The sequence below is a fragment of the Winogradskyella marincola genome (assembly GCF_029624125.1).
In the GTDB taxonomy this organism is placed as follows: domain Bacteria; phylum Bacteroidota; class Bacteroidia; order Flavobacteriales; family Flavobacteriaceae; genus Winogradskyella; species Winogradskyella marincola.
Genome location: NZ_JARSBN010000001.1, coordinates 627,768 through 644,951, shown reverse-complemented (window position 1 = coordinate 644,951; position 17,184 = coordinate 627,768). Strand labels below are relative to the sequence as shown.

The 17,184-nt window shown below is 33.3% G+C and carries 12 protein-coding genes; 7 read left to right on the top strand and 5 right to left on the bottom strand.

Annotated features, from left to right (window positions below):
• Positions 1-28 precede the first annotated feature (28 nt).
• From P7122_RS02975 to P7122_RS02965, 3 genes are all read left to right on the top strand, one after another.
• Complete coding sequence (locus tag P7122_RS02975) at positions 29-220, top strand: hypothetical protein (RefSeq protein WP_278004283.1); 192 nt, start codon at positions 29-31, stop codon at positions 218-220.
• 3 nt (positions 221-223) lie between these two features.
• Positions 224-1,513: a hemolysin family protein gene (locus P7122_RS02970; protein ID WP_278004282.1), complete on the top strand. Its 1,290-nt coding sequence runs from the start codon at positions 224-226 to the stop codon at positions 1,511-1,513.
• Between the two features lie 94 nt (positions 1,514-1,607).
• A complete protein-coding gene (locus P7122_RS02965; RefSeq protein WP_278004281.1) occupies positions 1,608-3,770 on the top strand; it encodes a peptidylprolyl isomerase in 2,163 nt (720 codons plus the stop codon).
• A gap of 62 nt (positions 3,771-3,832) precedes the next feature.
• Here the strand turns inward: P7122_RS02965 and P7122_RS02960 are convergent, their stop codons facing one another.
• Positions 3,833-4,753, bottom strand: coding sequence for a GYDIA family GHMP kinase (locus P7122_RS02960; RefSeq protein WP_278004280.1), 921 nt, complete (start codon positions 4,751-4,753; stop codon positions 3,833-3,835).
• Position 4,754: 1 nt separating this feature from the next.
• Complete coding sequence (locus P7122_RS02955) at positions 4,755-6,068, bottom strand: hydroxymethylglutaryl-CoA reductase, degradative (protein ID WP_278004355.1); 1,314 nt, start codon at positions 6,066-6,068, stop codon at positions 4,755-4,757.
• Positions 6,069-6,205: 137 nt separating this feature from the next.
• Here P7122_RS02955 and P7122_RS02950 point away from each other — a divergent pair, with 137 nt between their 5' ends.
• The 4 genes from P7122_RS02950 to P7122_RS02935 all read left to right on the top strand — a co-directional run bounded on the left by P7122_RS02950 (position 6,206) and on the right by P7122_RS02935 (position 13,400).
• On the top strand, positions 6,206-8,437 hold the full coding sequence (locus P7122_RS02950) for a S9 family peptidase (protein ID WP_278004279.1): 2,232 nt from the start codon (positions 6,206-6,208) through the stop codon (positions 8,435-8,437).
• 28 nt (positions 8,438-8,465) lie between these two features.
• The gene (locus tag P7122_RS02945; protein ID WP_278004278.1) at positions 8,466-10,295 is read left to right on the top strand and encodes a peptide MFS transporter; all 1,830 of its coding nucleotides are present in this window, start codon (positions 8,466-8,468) and stop codon (positions 10,293-10,295) included.
• Between the two features lie 70 nt (positions 10,296-10,365).
• Positions 10,366-12,744 (top strand): oligopeptide:H+ symporter, encoded by a 2,379-nt coding sequence (locus P7122_RS02940; protein ID WP_278004277.1) that lies wholly within the window; start codon positions 10,366-10,368, stop codon positions 12,742-12,744.
• A gap of 86 nt (positions 12,745-12,830) precedes the next feature.
• Positions 12,831-13,400 carry a thioredoxin family protein gene (locus P7122_RS02935; protein ID WP_278004276.1) on the top strand — a complete coding sequence of 190 codons (570 nt, stop codon included), beginning with the start codon at positions 12,831-12,833 and terminating at the stop codon, positions 13,398-13,400.
• A gap of 56 nt (positions 13,401-13,456) precedes the next feature.
• Here P7122_RS02935 and P7122_RS02930 read toward each other — a convergent pair whose 3' ends face one another.
• From P7122_RS02930 to lpxB, 3 genes are read right to left on the bottom strand one after another with little or no spacing between them, the layout of a single operon-like run.
• The gene (locus P7122_RS02930) at positions 13,457-15,484 is read right to left on the bottom strand and encodes a ComEC/Rec2 family competence protein (RefSeq protein ID WP_278004275.1); all 2,028 of its coding nucleotides are present in this window, start codon (positions 15,482-15,484) and stop codon (positions 13,457-13,459) included.
• 50 nt (positions 15,485-15,534) lie between these two features.
• Positions 15,535-16,047: a C40 family peptidase gene (locus tag P7122_RS02925; protein WP_278004274.1), complete on the bottom strand. Its 513-nt coding sequence runs from the start codon at positions 16,045-16,047 to the stop codon at positions 15,535-15,537.
• A 20-nt stretch (positions 16,048-16,067) separates the two neighbouring features.
• Complete coding sequence (gene lpxB / locus P7122_RS02920) at positions 16,068-17,183, bottom strand: lipid-A-disaccharide synthase (protein WP_278004273.1); 1,116 nt, start codon at positions 17,181-17,183, stop codon at positions 16,068-16,070.
• Between the last annotated feature and the right edge of the window lies 1 nt (position 17,184).

Sequence of the window (17,184 nt, the reverse complement as noted above, 5' to 3'; positions counted from 1 at the left end):
AACTTAAATTTACTTAGATAACTCACTCATGAAAATTCTTAAAATATTTCAATTCGCGTATATCATCTTTGCAGTTTTATTTCTTTGGGATGCCATATCAAATTGGTCTGTAGATAGAAGCAGATCGTATATGTCGCTTTTCTTTGTGGCTTTAGCCATATTTATGTTTTTCTTTAGAAAACGTTTTGCAAGCAAATTTCAAGACAGAAATAAAGACTAATTTATGACTCTAGATATAGTCATAATAATAGTTACACTAATCCTTTCGGCTTTTTTCTCAGGTATGGAAATAGCTTATGTGTCGTCTAATAAAATACACATTGAGTTAGAAAAAAAGCAGGAAGATTTTCTTGGAAAAATATTAACCAAGTTAACAGCAAAGCCTTCAAAATATATTGCCACGATGCTTATTGGTAACAATATTGCACTGGTAATTTATGGCCTCAAAATGGGAGATGTGCTTGTGAGGTGGTTTCAGTCTATGTTGCCATCAGATAGCGCTGTGCTAACTTACTTGTTTTATGACTTTCAGCTTTTAACACAAACCGTAATTTCAACTTTTGTAATATTAATTACGGCAGAGTTTTTACCTAAAGTGTTTTTTCAGATATATGCCAATACTTTAATGAAAGTTTTAGCCTTGCCAACCTATGTGTTTTATTTGATTTTTTCATTGATATCAGATTTAGTGCTTTGGATTTCTGACGCTGTGTTAAAATATATTTTTAAAGCAAAAGGCGAAGATGTTGTACTGGCAATGACCAAAGTAGAGCTTGGTAATTATATTAGTGAGCAGATGGAATCTGTTGAGGACCATGAAGAGGTGGATAGCGAAATTCAGATTTTTCAGAATGCGTTAGAGTTTTCAGATGTTAAGGCTAGAGAAGTTATGGTGCCTCGCACCGAAATTTCGGCTGTAGATATCTCAGAGTCTATTGAAAACTTAAGTCAACTTTTTATAGAAACCGGACGAACAAAAATTATCGTTTACAAAGATAGTATTGATGATATTTTAGGATATGTGCATGCTTTTGAGTTGTTTAAAAAACCAAAAGATATAAAGTCTATCATTATTCCGGTGAGCTTTGTTCCAGAGACTATACTTATAAAAGATGTGCTTAATATTCTTACAAAAAAGCGTCAAAGTATTGCTGTTGTGATAGATGAATATGGAGGAACCTCTGGTCTTATGTCTGTTGAGGATATTGTTGAAGAGTTGTTTGGAGAGATAGAAGATGAGCACGATACTTTGGAGATGACAGAAGAAAAAATAGATGAAAACACTTATAGGTTTTCTGCAAGACTAGAAGTAGATTACATTAACGAAGCTTATAAATTAGACCTTCCTGAAAGTGAAACCTATGAGACTTTAGGTGGATTAATAGTTAATGAAACTGAGGGTATTCCCGAGAAAAACGAAGATGTTTTAGTCAATAATTTTAAGTTTACTATCGAGGAAGTGTCCTCAACCAAAATAGATATTGTAAGGCTTAAAATCCTTGATGTAGATTAAAGACTATAATAGCTTACAAAAACTATAGTTCTCCTTTTATTATTTGTTAGAAAATACTATTTTCGCAGACTTATTTATACGAAAAATTTAAGACATGGCAATTTTAAATAAAATTAGACAGCGCTCACTAATCTTAATATTAGTAATAGCATTAGCATTATTTGCTTTCGTTATCCAAGGTGTAATTGATAACCCAAATGCGTTTTCAAACTCTCAAGGTGTTGTAGCAACAGTTAACGGAACAGATATTGACGTTACTGATTTTCAGCAAAAAGTGAAGAACTACCAAGATAGATCTGGTGGAAGAATATCTTCTTCTCAAGCAATGAATGCTATTTACAACCAAGAAGTAAGTAACATTGTTTTAGACGAAGAATTTGAAGCACTTGGTTTGTCTGTCGAAAAAGATGAAATGCGCGATTTGCTAAAAAATAGCTTTCAGTCTAACCCAGAGTTTCAAGATGAAAACGGAAACTTTGATGTTAACCGTCTTAATGCATTTATAAGTAACCTTAAAGATATTAGTCCTGATTCTGCACCATTAACTTCTGCAGGACAAACTGTAAATATCAATTACGATATCTGGACAAACAATGAGCAAAGTATTGCTTCAGGTTCTCTAAAGCAAACATACTATAACCTAGTTAAAGCTGGTGTTAATACAACTATTGCAGAAGCTAAAGATGAGTATTTAGCCGAAGCAAAAAACGTAAACATCCGTTTTGTTCAAATTCCTTACGCTTCAATCTCAGATAGTTTAGTAGAAGTGTCTAAGTCAGATGTTAAAGCTTACATGAAAGATCATGAGCAGAAGTTTAAAGCAGATGCAAACAGAGAAGTTGTTTATGTAGAGTTTAAAGAGGAAGCTTCTAAAGAAGATGAAGAAGCTATTAAAGCAGAACTATTAAAGTTAAAGAACGATAGAGCAGAGTATAACGAAAGTAGCGGTAACACAGATACTATTCCTGGTTTTGATAGTGTAAAGGATGTTGCTGAGTTCATTAACTCTAATTCTGATATTAAGTACAACGATACATTTTTAACTGCTGGTTTAATTCCTGCTGAATCAAAAGAAAATATAATTAGCCTAGAAGTAGGTGAGTATTACGGACCATACAAAGAAGCAGGTTTCTTTAAGCTTTCTAAAATGATTGCTAAAGATCAATTACCAGACTCTGTAAAAACAAGACATATATTAATTCCTTTTATTGGTGCAGCATCTGCAGGTCCTGATGTTACATTAACAAGAGAGCAAGCAAACAATCAGGCAGATAGTCTTTATAATATTTTAAAGTCGGACAACTCTAAGTTTGATGATTTTGTTACAGAATATTCTACAGATCAAGGAAGTGTTAATAATGGAGGTCGTTACGATTGGTTTCCATACAACAGAATGGTAGCACCATTTAGAGATTTTTCTTTCAAAGGAAAAACAGGTGATATGGGTGTTGTAGAGACTGCTTATGGTTTTCATATTATAGAAATTGAAGGGCAAAAAGGTGAGTCAGACGTATACAAAATAGCGACTTTAGCTAGAAAGATAGAGCCTTCTCAAAAGACATTAGACGATGTTTACAATAAGGCAACAAAGTTTGAAATCGCAGCAAAAGATGGTGATTTTAACGCTTTAGCTAAAGAGCAAGAGTTAGTGGTAAAGCCAATTACTTTTAAAGAGCTTGATGAGAATATTCCTGGCCTAGGAAGTCAAAGACAGGTTGTACGTTGGTTCTTTGAAGAAGGAAGAGATGAAGGAGATTTTAAAAGCTTTCCAGTTTCTGGATTTGGATTTATCGTTGCTAAATTGGTAGAGAAGAATGAAGAGGGATTAATGAGCGTAGAAGATGCATCAGTAATAGCTTTGCCTCAAATAAGAAAAGAAAAGAAGGCTAAAATGATACGTGAGAAAATCAAAGCAACTTCAATAGATGAGATTGCTAAGAATCAAGGTCAGAGCCCAAAGACAGCTTCAGCTTTAACGTTAAAGAATACAACAATAGCAGGAGCAGGTGTAGAGCCAAAAGTAGTTGGTGCTGCATTTGGTTTAGAGCAAGGTAAAACCTCTAAGCCTATTGATGGAGAAAAAGGTGTTTACGTTATAGAAGTAACTAAAGTTACTGAAGCTACTGAGTTAGACAACTACACTTCAATAGTAAATAGATTAAACACAGCTAAGCGTGGTGCAGCTCAAGGAAAAGTGTACCAAGCATTAGAGAAATCTGCTGAAATCGAAGATAACAGAGCTAAAACAGTTTTCTAATTACGGAGAACGATTTTATAATACATAAAAGGCTTTACATTTTTGTAAAGCCTTTTTTATTTTTATTGAGATAATATCATTGTGGAATATGGAATTACAATGTCTAGACCTTTAGACTTAAAGTAATCTTTAGGGTTGGTAGGAGAGGTAGCTAAAACAAAATCGCCTCCCCAAGCTCCAAGGCTTTTAACACATCCATTAAAATCCCTGAATAATTTTGATTTTACAGGCTCTTGGTTTAGTAGTTTGCCAATTATATTTTCATGTTCAGTTAATAAGCTTTCAAAAGTAGCTAGAGATGTTGTTTTTATGGTTTCCTCTGTAATAGCATTAATATCATTAATTACAGCGTTACTAACTTTATTTAGGCTTTTATAAGCTTTAATACCATCTCTACTATTTTGCTTTTGATTAAGGTAAACGAAATATAATTGGTCTTTAAAACTTGGATTAAAATCAATAGGAGTTACTAATGGTTGATTGTTTTTATCTAACTGAAAAGTAATTGGTGTGTTATGTTGAGCACAAGCAATGTCATAGCCACTTCCGCCAAACGTTTTTTCTAAAAGCTGATAAGCATTAATATTTGCCCATTGTGCAATATTGTTTATTAATGTAGAGGAAGTGCCTAGTCCCCAACTTTTATTAAATTCTAAATGAGTTGAAACCTTATGTCCTTTTTCGTTTTTTAAAAAGTTTGGATTGAGCTGTTGTGCAGTATCAATAATTTGTTTTAATCGAGTAGAAACATCATTATCATTGTCAATGGTTTTAAGAATCTCACCATTATCTAAAGTGAAACTGTTTTCAAACCAAACATTACCCTTTTCATCATAGCTTTTCCAGCTTAAGGTATTGCTGTTGTCTTCTTCTACTTCGAGACTTTGACCATATTTTGTCGGTATAGCTAACGATTTTGCACCATCAAGTACAACGTATTCACCAGTGATTAATAATTTTCCCTTGCTTTTGAAAGTTGTCATATTAGCGTCTTATGTTTTCAATAGCCTCAACAACTGCACTATGTGTAACTACATTAGTTTTAAAATGCTCTACTATTTTTTCTTTTTCTTCTGAAGTAGCTTCAAACTGATTCAATATGTTCATTAAATGCATCTTCATATGGCCTTCTTGAATACCAGTAGTGGTTAAGGATTTTACAGCTGCAAAATTCTGAGCTAAACCTGCTACAGCAACAATTTGCATTAGGTCTTTTGCAGATGGTTTTTCTAGCATTTCCAAAGCAAATTTTACTAAAGGATGTAAACTTGTTAAGCCTCCAACTGTTCCCAATGCAAGTGGAATTTCAATCCAAAATTTAAAAGTATCGTTTTCAATAGAACAGTGCGTTAAGCTTGAGTACTTACCATCTTTTGCTGCATAGGCGTGTACACCAGCTTCAACAGCTCTAAAGTCGTTGCCTGTGGCTAAAACCACAGCGTCGATACCGTTCATTATACCTTTGTTGTGTGTTACAGCTCTGTATGGTTCAACTTCAGCGATGTTAACAGCTTGTTTAAATTTTTCGGCAAACAGAGTTGGGTTTGTTATGTCTTTGCTTTTTAAATCAGCGATAGGGCAAGACACTTCAGCTCTAACCAGACAATTTGGTACGTAGTTAGAGAGTATGCTCATTACAATGTTTACATCTTCTTCTAATTGTGTTTGCGCTTCGGCTTTAAAGGTTTTAGCAAACTGTTCTAAACAAGAGTTTATAAAGTTGGCACCCATTGCATCTAGTGTTTCAAAGGTAGCATGCAGTTGGTAGTAGTGCTCTAAATCTTCGGTTTTATTTTTAAGTTCAATATCTAAAATACCTCCGCCTCGACGTTCCATATTTTTAGTTATGGCTTTGGTGTCTTCAATTAGTTTTGGTTTTACACTTTCAAAAAATGATTGTAATGTTTCAAAATTACCAGAATATGAAAAATGAACTTGACCAATTTTTTCTGTTGAAATCACATCAGCTTTAAATCCACCTCTATTTAGCCAAAATTTTGCAGCCTTACTTGCTGCTGCAACCACAGAACTTTCTTCAATTGCCATTGGTATGGTGTAAAGTTTGTTGTTGATTGAGAAATTTGGAGCAACACCAAGAGGTAAATAATAATTAGTAATAGTGTTTTCTATAAACTCATCGTGTAGCTTTTGAAGTTTTGCGTCAGAATTCCAATACTGTTGTACCAGGTTTCGAGCATTTTCTTTATTAGAAAAATAAGTGTCTAAAAGCCATTCAATCTTTTCAGATTTAGATAGTTTAGAGAAGCCAGAAATAGCGGTTGGCATAGTTAAATTGATTTTAAATTGCAAAGATACTTAGGATTGGCATAAAATGTGTGCCTATTCCACTATTATTGCCGATTTACTGTTAATAATGCCTGATTTTTGCATATTTTTTAGTAAACTTGGCATTGCTTTATTGAAAAAAGATTAATATGAAATTAAGATACTTCGTAGCTATTATTGGATTCCTAACTACCACCTTGATTTACAGTCAGGATAAACAAATTACCCTCGAAGAAATTTGGAGTGGAGCCTTTAGAACTGAAGGTATGCAAGCCTTACATTCTATGAACAACGGAACGCAGTATTCCGTATTAAACTACAACAGGCAAAACGGCACATCTACCATCGATATTTACGATTATAAAACCTTAAAAAAAGTAAAGACCTTAGTGTCTTCTGAAGATATTTCAGAACTACGAGGGTTTTTTGATTACACGTTTAGCAAAGATGAATCTAAAGTGGTTTTAACAACCAACGAAATTCCTGTGTACAGAAGATCTGCTTTAGGTGAGTATTATGTGTATGATATCAATACAAAGCAATTAACAAAGGTTTCAGACCAAATGGTACAAGAGCCAACTTTATCGCCAGATGGAACTAAAATTGCTTATGGGTATGAAAATAATCTTTACATAAAAGATTTAAGTTCAGGTAAGGTAAAACAAATCACGAATGATGGTGAGAAGAATAAAATCATTAACGGTATTACGGATTGGGTTTATGAAGAAGAATTTAGTTTTGTAAGAGCGTTTGATTGGAATGCGGATAGCAACTTAATCGCTTTTATTCGTTTTGATGAATCTGAAGTGCCAGAGTTTTCTATGGATGTTTATGGTTCTAATCTGTACCAGACACAGCAGGTTTTTAAGTATCCTAAAGCAGGTGAGAAAAATTCGAAAGTATCTCTACACTTATACGATTTACAAGCAGGAAAATTACAAGAGCTAAAGGTAGATAAGACTTACGATGATTTTTACATACCAAGATTAAAGTGGACAAACGATGCAAATGTGCTAAGTGCTCAATATATGAATCGTCATCAAAACGAATTAGATCTTTGGTTTATAAACACTAAAACTAATGCTTCTGATTTAGTACTAGCTGAAAAGGATGATGCGTATATCGATGTAACTTTCAATCTAACATTTTTGAAAGATAATAGCTTTATCTGGACGAGCGAGAAAGACGGTTTTAATCATATTTACCACTATGACAAATCAGGGAAGTTAATCAATCAGGTAACAGATGGCAATTGGGAAGTTACCGACTACTACGGCTTTAATGAAAAGGCTAATACTATATACTTTCAATCTACTGAAAACGGTTCTATAAACAGAGATGTGTATTCAGTAAAGTTAAATGGTAAGAATAAAACCCAATTAACAAAAACCGAAGGTACCAACAGCGCTTCATTTAGTGCTGATTTTACATATTTTATTAATACACATTCCAGTGCAACCACGCCTTACGAATATACTTTGCATGATTCTAAGAATGGAAATCTTGTAAAAGGAATTAAGGATAACGATCGCTTAGCTCAAAAAGTAGGAGACTATGTAACGTCTAAAAAGGAGTTTAGTACTATAAACGTTAATGGTAACGATTTAAATATGTGGATGATAAAACCTGCTGATTTTGATAAAAGTAAGCAGTATCCGCTCTTTATGTATCAATACTCAGGTCCAGGTTCTCAGCAAGTGGCAAACCGATGGAATGGTGCAAATGATTATTGGTATCAAATGCTGGCACAACAAGGCTATATTGTAGTTTGTATTGATGGTAGAGGGACAGGTTTTAAAGGAGCAGACTTTAAAAAAGTAACGCAGAAAGAATTAGGGAAATATGAAGTTGAAGACCAAATAGAAGCGGCTAAAAAGTTAGGATCGCTGCCTTATATAGATGCGTCACGCATCGGAATTTGGGGATGGAGCTATGGTGGTTTTATGAGTAGTAATGCTTTATTTAAAGGCAATGACGTGTTTAAAATGGCCATCGCAGTAGCACCTGTTACAAGTTGGAGATTTTACGACACTATTTACACCGAGCGTTATATGACCACACCAGACGAAAATCCTAGTGGTTATGACGATAACTCGCCTATTAATCATGTCGATAAACTAAAAGGAGACTTTTTACTAATACATGGAACAGGAGATGATAATGTACATGTACAGAATACCATGCGTATGGTTGAGGCTTTAATACAAGCAGATAAGCAATTTGAATGGATGATTTATCCTGATAAAAACCATGGCATCTATGGAGGTAACACAAGATTGCACCTTTACAAAAAGATGACAAATTTTATTCACAAGACTCTAGGTGATAAAACAGAAGATAACAAGAAGGAAGAAAAAGAGCCATCTAAAATTAAAGGCTAATTAATTAAAACTAACTAAATCAAATTATATGTCAACAGCAACTAAACAACCGCACCAAAAAGAACTTTTTGGGCATCCAGTAGGTTTATTCATTTTGTTTTTTACTGAAATGTGGGAGCGCTTTTCTTACTACGGAATGCGTGGTATTTTGGTATTATACATGGCAACATCTGCTACAGCAATAGATCCAGGATTAGGATGGACAAATAAAGATGCTATTTGGTTATATGGATGGTATACAATGTTGGTTTATGTTGCTTCAATACCAGGAGGTTGGATTGCTGATAAATTTTTAGGTCAAAAGAAGACCGTAATGCTTGGTGGACTTTTACTCTGTTTTGGACATGGTATTTTAGCAATACCACAAGATTGGGCGTTTTTTACAGGATTACTTTTAATTATTCTAGGTGTTGGTGGTCTTAAGCCAAATATTTCTACTATGGTAGGAGGCTTGTATAAAGAAGGAGATATTCGTAGAGATAGTGGTTTTACTATATTTTATATTGGTATTAATATTGGTGCATTTTTAGCTAGTATTACAGTAGGTCTTGTGGCATATTACTATGGTTGGCATTACGGATTTGGTTTAGCAGGTATAGGTATGTTACTTGGGCAATTAGTTTTTGTTTGGGGCCAAAAGTTTTTAAAGGGTGTTGGAGAGTTTTCTGGCGGGAAAGAGGCTTCAATGGCTGAGCAAGAAGCTGCAAAAAGACCTTTAAATAAAATTGAAAAGGATAGAGTAATAGTATTACTTATTTCATTTTTAATTGTAGTAGTATTTTGGGGAGCTTTTGAGCAAGCAGGTGGTTTAATGAACCTTTACACAGATGCAAAGGTAGATAGAAGCACAGGCTGGAGTTGGTTAGCAGAAATACCAGCTGCTGTATTCCAATCATTAAATGCTGGTTATATAATTATTTTTGGAACTATAATAGGTGGTTTCTGGATCTGGTGGAAAAAGAAAGGAAAAGAGTCTTCTTCATTATTTAAAATGGCAATAGGTACCATTATAATGGGACTTGGTTATGTTTTTATGATGTTTGCTTCTCAAGAAGCAAGTGCAGAAACATTCGGTAAAGCAGCTATGATTTGGATTTTCCTTGCTTATTTGTTTCATACAATAGGAGAGTTATGTACATCTCCTGTAGCATTATCGTTCATTACTAAGTTAGCGCCTTTAAAGTATGCTTCAATTATGATGGGAGTATATTTTGCGGCAACAGGTTTTGGTAATAAACTGGCAGGAAGCATTGGTGAGTCTGCGCAGTTAGAACCTTTTGAAGGTAAAATGATTGTAAGCAAAGAACAAATTTTGCCTTACATGGAAAAAGAAACTTTCAAAATTAAAAATGAAAATAAAGAAGTTGTTGAGATAACAGAATTTCCGATTAATGAAGATAAAAATTTTAGTATAAGAGCTAAAGTTTATGAAGAAAATGGAAGCGTTGTTTTTAAAGAATATAAAACAGAAAAGGATTTAAATTCTCTTTTTGAATTATCTAAAGAAGAAGATGCTAATACAAATGAGTTGTTAGCAACCTTAAAAGAAAATAAAATTACAGCTTCTAATCCTTACCATGCTAAGCTATCTTTTGAAAAGGATAAAGACAAAGCTCAGATAACAGCAAATAAAGGAGATGGTAAAGATTATGGTGTGTCTTTTGTGTTAGAAGAGCAACAAAGTGAAGTAGAGTATACTACTTTTAAATGGTTGGTAATATTTACTGTTGCATTTGGCTTACTTCTTATTTTGTTCTTAAAGCGATTAAAGAAATTAACACACGGTGCGGAAGACAATGAGCACGAAATGCTTGAAACTGAAAAGTACGAAATAGCAGATCCTGAAATTAATAACTAAAAACAAATTAATTCCCTCGCAGATTAATATTTACGAGGGATTTCTCTACTAACTAAATTAGCTTTTTTTTATGAGCACAGATATTCAAAATCTATTTAAGGACAAGGTTCTTGGGCATCCAGCAGGACTTTTTGTTTTATTTTTTACAGAAATGTGGGAGCGTTTTTCATTTTATGGAATGCGCGTTCTTTTAGTGAATTTTTTAACAATGGCTTTGGTTGGCTACAATCCAGGATGGGAGTGGTCTGTTGAAAACGCAGGTGCTCTATTTGGTACTTATGCTATGTTGCTTTATATAACTCCAATTGTTGGTGGAATCATTGCAGATAAATTTACAGGTTATCGTTGGGCTGTTATTATTGGTGCTTTTATTATGACTTTAGGACATGTCTCAATGGCTTTTGAAACTGAAGCGTCTCTTTATATAGGATTAGCATTATTAGTTATTGGAACAGGTTTTTTTAAGCCTACAATGACATCGATTATTTCTGAAATGTATAAAGAAAACCCAGAAAAAAAGGATGGTGCTTATACCATCTACTACATGGGTGTTAATGCAGGTGCATTTTTTGGTATGATGCTTTGTGGTTATTTAGCAGAAAAAATTGGATGGGCTTGGGGCTTTGGTCTTGCAGGTGTATTTATGTTATTAGGAACTATTCAGTTTTGGTTAGCTGGAAAATTATTTGGTGATATAGGTGCTAAACCATCTAAAAATGTTGAGTTAGAAATTCCTCAAAATATAAATGAAGAGTACCCAGAGAAGAGAAGCGATGATGGTGATGATGAAAAGCCAAACCCTTTTACGACTATAGATAAAATACTTATTCTTATTTCATCGGTAATTGGTTTAGGATATGCTTTTAATGATCCGTTGTCAAAAATAGCAGGTTTTGATATGTTTTCTGCGCTTAGAATAGGAAGCCTAGAAGGTCAGTATGTAGCAGTTCTTTTTGCTTTAGTTGCGTTTTTGTATCTAGTAATTAGTAGAATAGGACGCTACACTAAAGTCATTAGGGACCGTATGATAGCTTTTATCATTTTTGCATTTTTTACAGTTTTCTTTTGGATGTCTTTTGAGCAAGGAGCGTCTTCGCTAATTGTATTTGCCAGAGATAATGTAGATAGAATGTTAAGTGGTAATGCAGCTATAGCATTTAATATCATAAATGCTTTATTAACCATAATTCCTTTAGTAATAATAACCTATGTACTGTACTTGTTATGGAAAAAAACCTATAACAAAATATCCACTTCTAATGTAGTTCTTGTTGTCTGCTTTTTATTGATGTGGGCAATTGTAGGATGGATGCTTAACCGTGATTTTAATACGGTAGCTTATGATGCATCTTACAAAGTGGTTAAGACAAATGCAGATTCTAATAGTTATAAAATTGATGAAAACAGATTGGACCTGTATAAGGACAAATTGCTTTCAGGAAAATTCTTTGCTTTAATAGATGGAGAAGAGAAATCTTTAGTGATAGATAGTATGACTTATGATGGGCAAATTATAAAACTTAAAAAGTCTGAGCTATATGATAACAAAGAAAAGAAAGAAGAACAGAGGAAGTTTAATGATGAATATATAAACAAAGTTTTATCATTTGATAACAGTAAAGAGGCTGTTGTTTTTTACCACAAAAAGGAAAAAGAAGTTTTTAAAATTCCTTTAAAAGAACTGTATTTCAACACTGCTGTTACAGAAAATATGGTTATAAATCCAGCTTATGTTATTGAAGAAAAAACAACTTCTGTAGCGGAACCACAAGTGTTAAGTAGAGGTGATAAAATCTATATGATTGCCAAAAATAATGAAGGTTCAGAGTTTGGGTATCTTACAGAAGAACGTTTAGCTTTTGCAAGAGAAAATGGTAAGAATTTAAATAGAGATAATGGTATAGTTGAAGCTAAAATAACAAAGGTGAAAGAAAATGAAGTAGAGATTACAGTGTCTTGGTTTAGTATTCTTAATTCATTCTTTATTATTGCTTTTGCTTCTTTCTTTTCTCGTTGGTGGGAAAGTAAATACAATCCTTCTGCGGCAAGTAAATATGCATTAGGATTGATTATAATGGGTGTAGGATTTGGATTGCTAGCGTTTGGTTCTGCAGGAATCCAAGAAGGTGTTAAGGTGAGTATGATATGGCTAATTTTGGCCTACCTATTCCATACACTTGGTGAGCTTTGTTTATCTCCCGTAGGTTTGTCTTATGTGAGTAAATTAGTGCCTGCCAGAATGATAGGTTTCATGTTTGGTATGTGGTATTTGGCAATAGCCATTGGTAATAAATTGGCAGCGGTTATAGGTGGTCAAATAGAAAATATAACTAAAGAGTATAGTTTGTCTACATTCTTTATGATTTTTACCATAGTACCTGTTGCTGCAGGTGTATTGGTGTATTTATTAAATCCTGTGCTAAAAAAACTAATGCACGGTGTCAAATAGCAACACAATTATTAAAATAATTAGAAAATGCTCCTAATCAGGAGCATTTTTTGTAAGTTCGGTATAAGAATTGCAACAAATCAGTTATGGGAAAAACAAAATTACTTATAGCCTTTATAGCTTTTGGAACATTAGTGTCTTTTCAAAAGACTACAGAAGCACCAGAGAAAGAAATCAATTGGATGACTTTAGAAGAAGCAATTAAGCTTCAGGAAAAAGAACCTAAAAAAATCATCATGGATGTTTATACCAATTGGTGTGGTCCGTGTAAAATGCTAGATAAAAATACGTTTCATAACGAAGATGTTGTAGATTATGTTAACGAGCATTACTATGCAGTAAAATTTAATGCAGAAGGTAAAGATACTATTACTTATAAGGATAAAACATATACCAATCCTAAATATGATGCATCAAAAGCAAGTAGAAGAAATAGCGTGCATCAGTTTACTCGAGCACTAAATGTTAGTGCTTACCCAACTATGGTGTTTTTTAATGAAGAAGGTAATTATATCCAAGCCATAAAAGGGTATTTAAAACCACAAAAATTAGAATTGTACTTAAAGTTGTTTAAGACAGATAAGTACAAAGAAATGACAACACAAGAGAAGTTTAATGAGTATTACAAAAACTTTGAGCCAACTTTTAAGGAATAGTTAGGTCGATTATTTAGCTTAGTTCGGCTTAATCTCGTTTAATAGATTTTCAGAAATTATTTAATAATAAAAGCGCCCTTTTCATTTGTATAATGAAAAGGGATTTTTTTATCTCTACAAGTAGCTGTCCATCGTTTTACGTAAGATTTGTAGTTGCTGGCATCAGCAATGATTTGTTGTGGTTGTAGGTTTTCAATCATTCTTGTAAGGTTTACCTTCGGAGAATTTCGTAGTAGAATATAATCTGGTTGAAAAGAAAGATTCTTATAAACACCCAAACTATCTATGACAAGTAGTGTCTTGTTGTTAAACGTATAGATGTCTTCTAGCTTATATTGGGCAACATTATCTATTAATTCTCCAACTTTATAATTCTTTATAATATTATCATTCCGAAGTTTTGTAGAATCCAGATTATGGTACACCTCAAGTGTTTCATTGTGTTTAAATCCTAAAATAGAAAAGCGACTTTTGTTAAAGACAATTAAAGATTCATTTTGATTTTGAAACTTATTGAAAACGTAAGTGCCTTGCAAAGTAATAATGCTAATAAAGGAAATAACTAGCCATTTATATGTTTTTAATTTATAAAACTGAACAACACTAATAATTAAGATGTAAGTAATTAATACCTGAATTAAAGCAAAAGGAATATCTCTGAGCAAAAAATCTTCAAACTGAGCGACCCAAGCTATAAATCCATTTAACCATTCTATAATTAAACTATAAATTTCAACAATAGGTTTAGGAAGAAAACCAATCATAGCCATGGAAATCACTAAAAGACCAAAACCAAGAATTAATCCTAAAAAAGGAATCACCACAAGGTTAGAAATAAAGAACAATCCAGGAAATTGATGAAAATAGAATAAACCAATAGGCAGAACACCAGCTTGAGCAGCAAGAGTTACTGTAAAGATCTGCCAAGGTTTATCTAAAATCCAGTATTTCGGTTGCCAGAGTTTATATAAAATAGGTTGAATGCTCACAATACCCAAAACCGCTAAATAGCTCATCTGAAAACCAACCTCGAATAGAAAAACAGGTTTCACAAGTAGAAGAAAAAATGCCGAAATGGCTAGTGTGTTGTAAATGTTGGTCGGTCGTTTAAGATGCATAGCAAAACTTATAACGCTAAACATTGTAACAGCTCTCGTAACGGAAGGTGAAAGTCCTGCTACAATAGCAAACAACCAAAGTATCGTAATAATAATTATTGGCCTTAGAACGTGTCCATATTTAAGCAGTAGTAGTGGTCTAAAAATAAAATTGAGAATCAGTAATAGAATACCAACATGTAAGCCAGAAACCGCTAGAATATGAATAGTGCCAGAATTCACATAATTGTTATAAATGCTTTTATCAATAGTCTGCCTTTGGCCTAAAAGTAGCGCATTGATAATGCTTAAAACATCATCTTTAAAACCAGCATTAATCAATTTTTCGTTAATAGAACTCCTAAATAAATCAGCATAACCATAAATAGTTGTAGGTTGGTCTGAAAGTGTTAAGAATTGATCCTGTTGAAGATAAATTTGGCTGTAAACTTGTCTCAGCTCCAAATACTTGCTGTAATCAAATTGATGCGGATTCAGTGGTTTCTGAATGTCTTTTAAATCTGATTTTGTATAAATAATGGCATCAACAGGTAGTGGGCTAGAAGAAGAATCTCTTTTAATATTGATAAGTAGGTGTCCTGAAGCTTCATTCTTATTGGCTGAAATCAATGAGACAATATACTTGTCGTTATACAGATCTGGTTTTAGACGCTCTTTAATTTTGAACGTTAATTCAATTGAGTTATTGGAATCTAAGTGGCTGTAATGGCTTTGGCTGACTTTATCATCCTGAAAATTATAAGCATTAATTCCTAAACTTATCATGCAGAAATAAGAAATTAAGCCGAAGAGCGGTTGTTTACTGTGTTTGTTTCTAAGAAATAAGTAGTATCCAAAAACAGTAACTACTAATCCTGTACTTAATAAAATGGTTGTACTAAAGTTTGGTTTAAAATAATGAGCAATGATAATGCCCAGAATGAGACAAACTGTGAGTTTTATTATGGTGAAATTTAGTAACTTCATGATTATGAGTTACTAATATAGTAAAATGAAGTTGTTTGTTAAGAAAAATATTACAGCACTCGCCTCGCTTGTACAAATGCAAAATACCAATACTTTTCTGCTAAAGAAGAAATCATAACACCTCTGCTTGTTGAGGCATGAATGAATTCTACATTACCAGTACGTACATTGGTAACAATACCTACATGGTTAACTTTTCTGCTATTTTTCTTTGTGGCAAAGAAGACCAGGTCACCAACATTAACTTCCTTTAGATCTATCCAATCTCCATAAGAAGATAAGCTGCCAGTTGTTCTAGGTACAGAAATGTTATTGTCTTTAAATGTGGTGTAGATTAATCCAGAGCAATCCATGCCACGTTTGGTTGTGCCACCATATTTGTAACGTGTGCCATTAAATTTTTTAGCGTATCTGGCTATAGCTTCACCTTCTTTTGTGGGTTTAATTGTTGGGTTTACTTTTACAGTATGCGTTTGCCGTTTCTTTGAGGTAGAATATGATTTTTTGGCTTTGCAACTAGTTAATGTGGCAATAACACAAATAAGTAATATAATTTTTTTCATAAGATTTTATATGCTGAATACTATCTACTGCTTACTGATTTAACAATAAGTTTAGCCGCATTTTCACTGGCTCCTTTGCCACCCAATTTCTTTTCAAGTTCAAAATAGTCTAAAAATAGTTGCTCTCTTTTTTCTGAATTTAGAATTGCATTTAACTCTTTTGTCAAACGCTTTTTGTTGAGGTCACCTTGTATAAGTTCGGTAACAACTTCTCTGTCCATAATAAGGTTTACGAGCGAAATAAATTTTAAAGTAATAATACGTTTTGCAATATGATAAGAAATTGCATTTGCTTTATAGCATACAACTTGCGGAACTTTGTATAATGCGGTCTCCAGAGTTGCTGTGCCAGATGTTACTAAAGCAGCATAAGAAATGCTGAGTAAATCATAGGTTTTATTAGAAATAAAGCTAACGTTATTCTTTTTAATAAAGGTTTTGTAGAATTCATAATCCTGACTAGGTGCGCCAGCAATTACAAATTGATAATCTTTAAAATCATCAACAAGGCTAAGCATAACACCTAGCATTTTGGTAATTTCCTGTTTACGACTACCAGGTAATAATGCAATTATAGGTAGGTTGCTTAGTTGATGTGTTTTTCTAAATTCAACTTCATCAACTTGCGGTCGGTCAGCAATGGCATCAATTAATGGATGGCCAACAAAATTAACATCGTAGTCATAGGTTTTATAAAACGCTTTTTCAAACGGAAGGATACAGTACATAGCATCCACATCACGTTTTATTTTTTCAACGCGACTCGCTCTTGAAGCCCAAACCTGAGGAGAAATATAATAGTGAGTTCTAAAGTTTTCCTCTTTTGCCCATTTGGCAATTCTTAAATTAAAACCAGAATTGTCTATAAATATGATAACATCTGGTTGAAACTGAGCAATGTCTTTTTTGCAGAATTTTATATGACCAGAAATTTTTCTAAGATTCATAATCACTTCAGCAAAGCCCATAAACTGACGCTCCTTGTAGTGCATTACCAATTCGCCACCTACAGCTTGCATTAAATCACCTCCCCAAAAACGGATATTAGCTTTATCATCTTCTTGTAATAAAGCTTTCATAAGGTTAGATCCATGTAAATCGCCAGAGGCTTCGCCTGCAATTATGTAATACTTCATT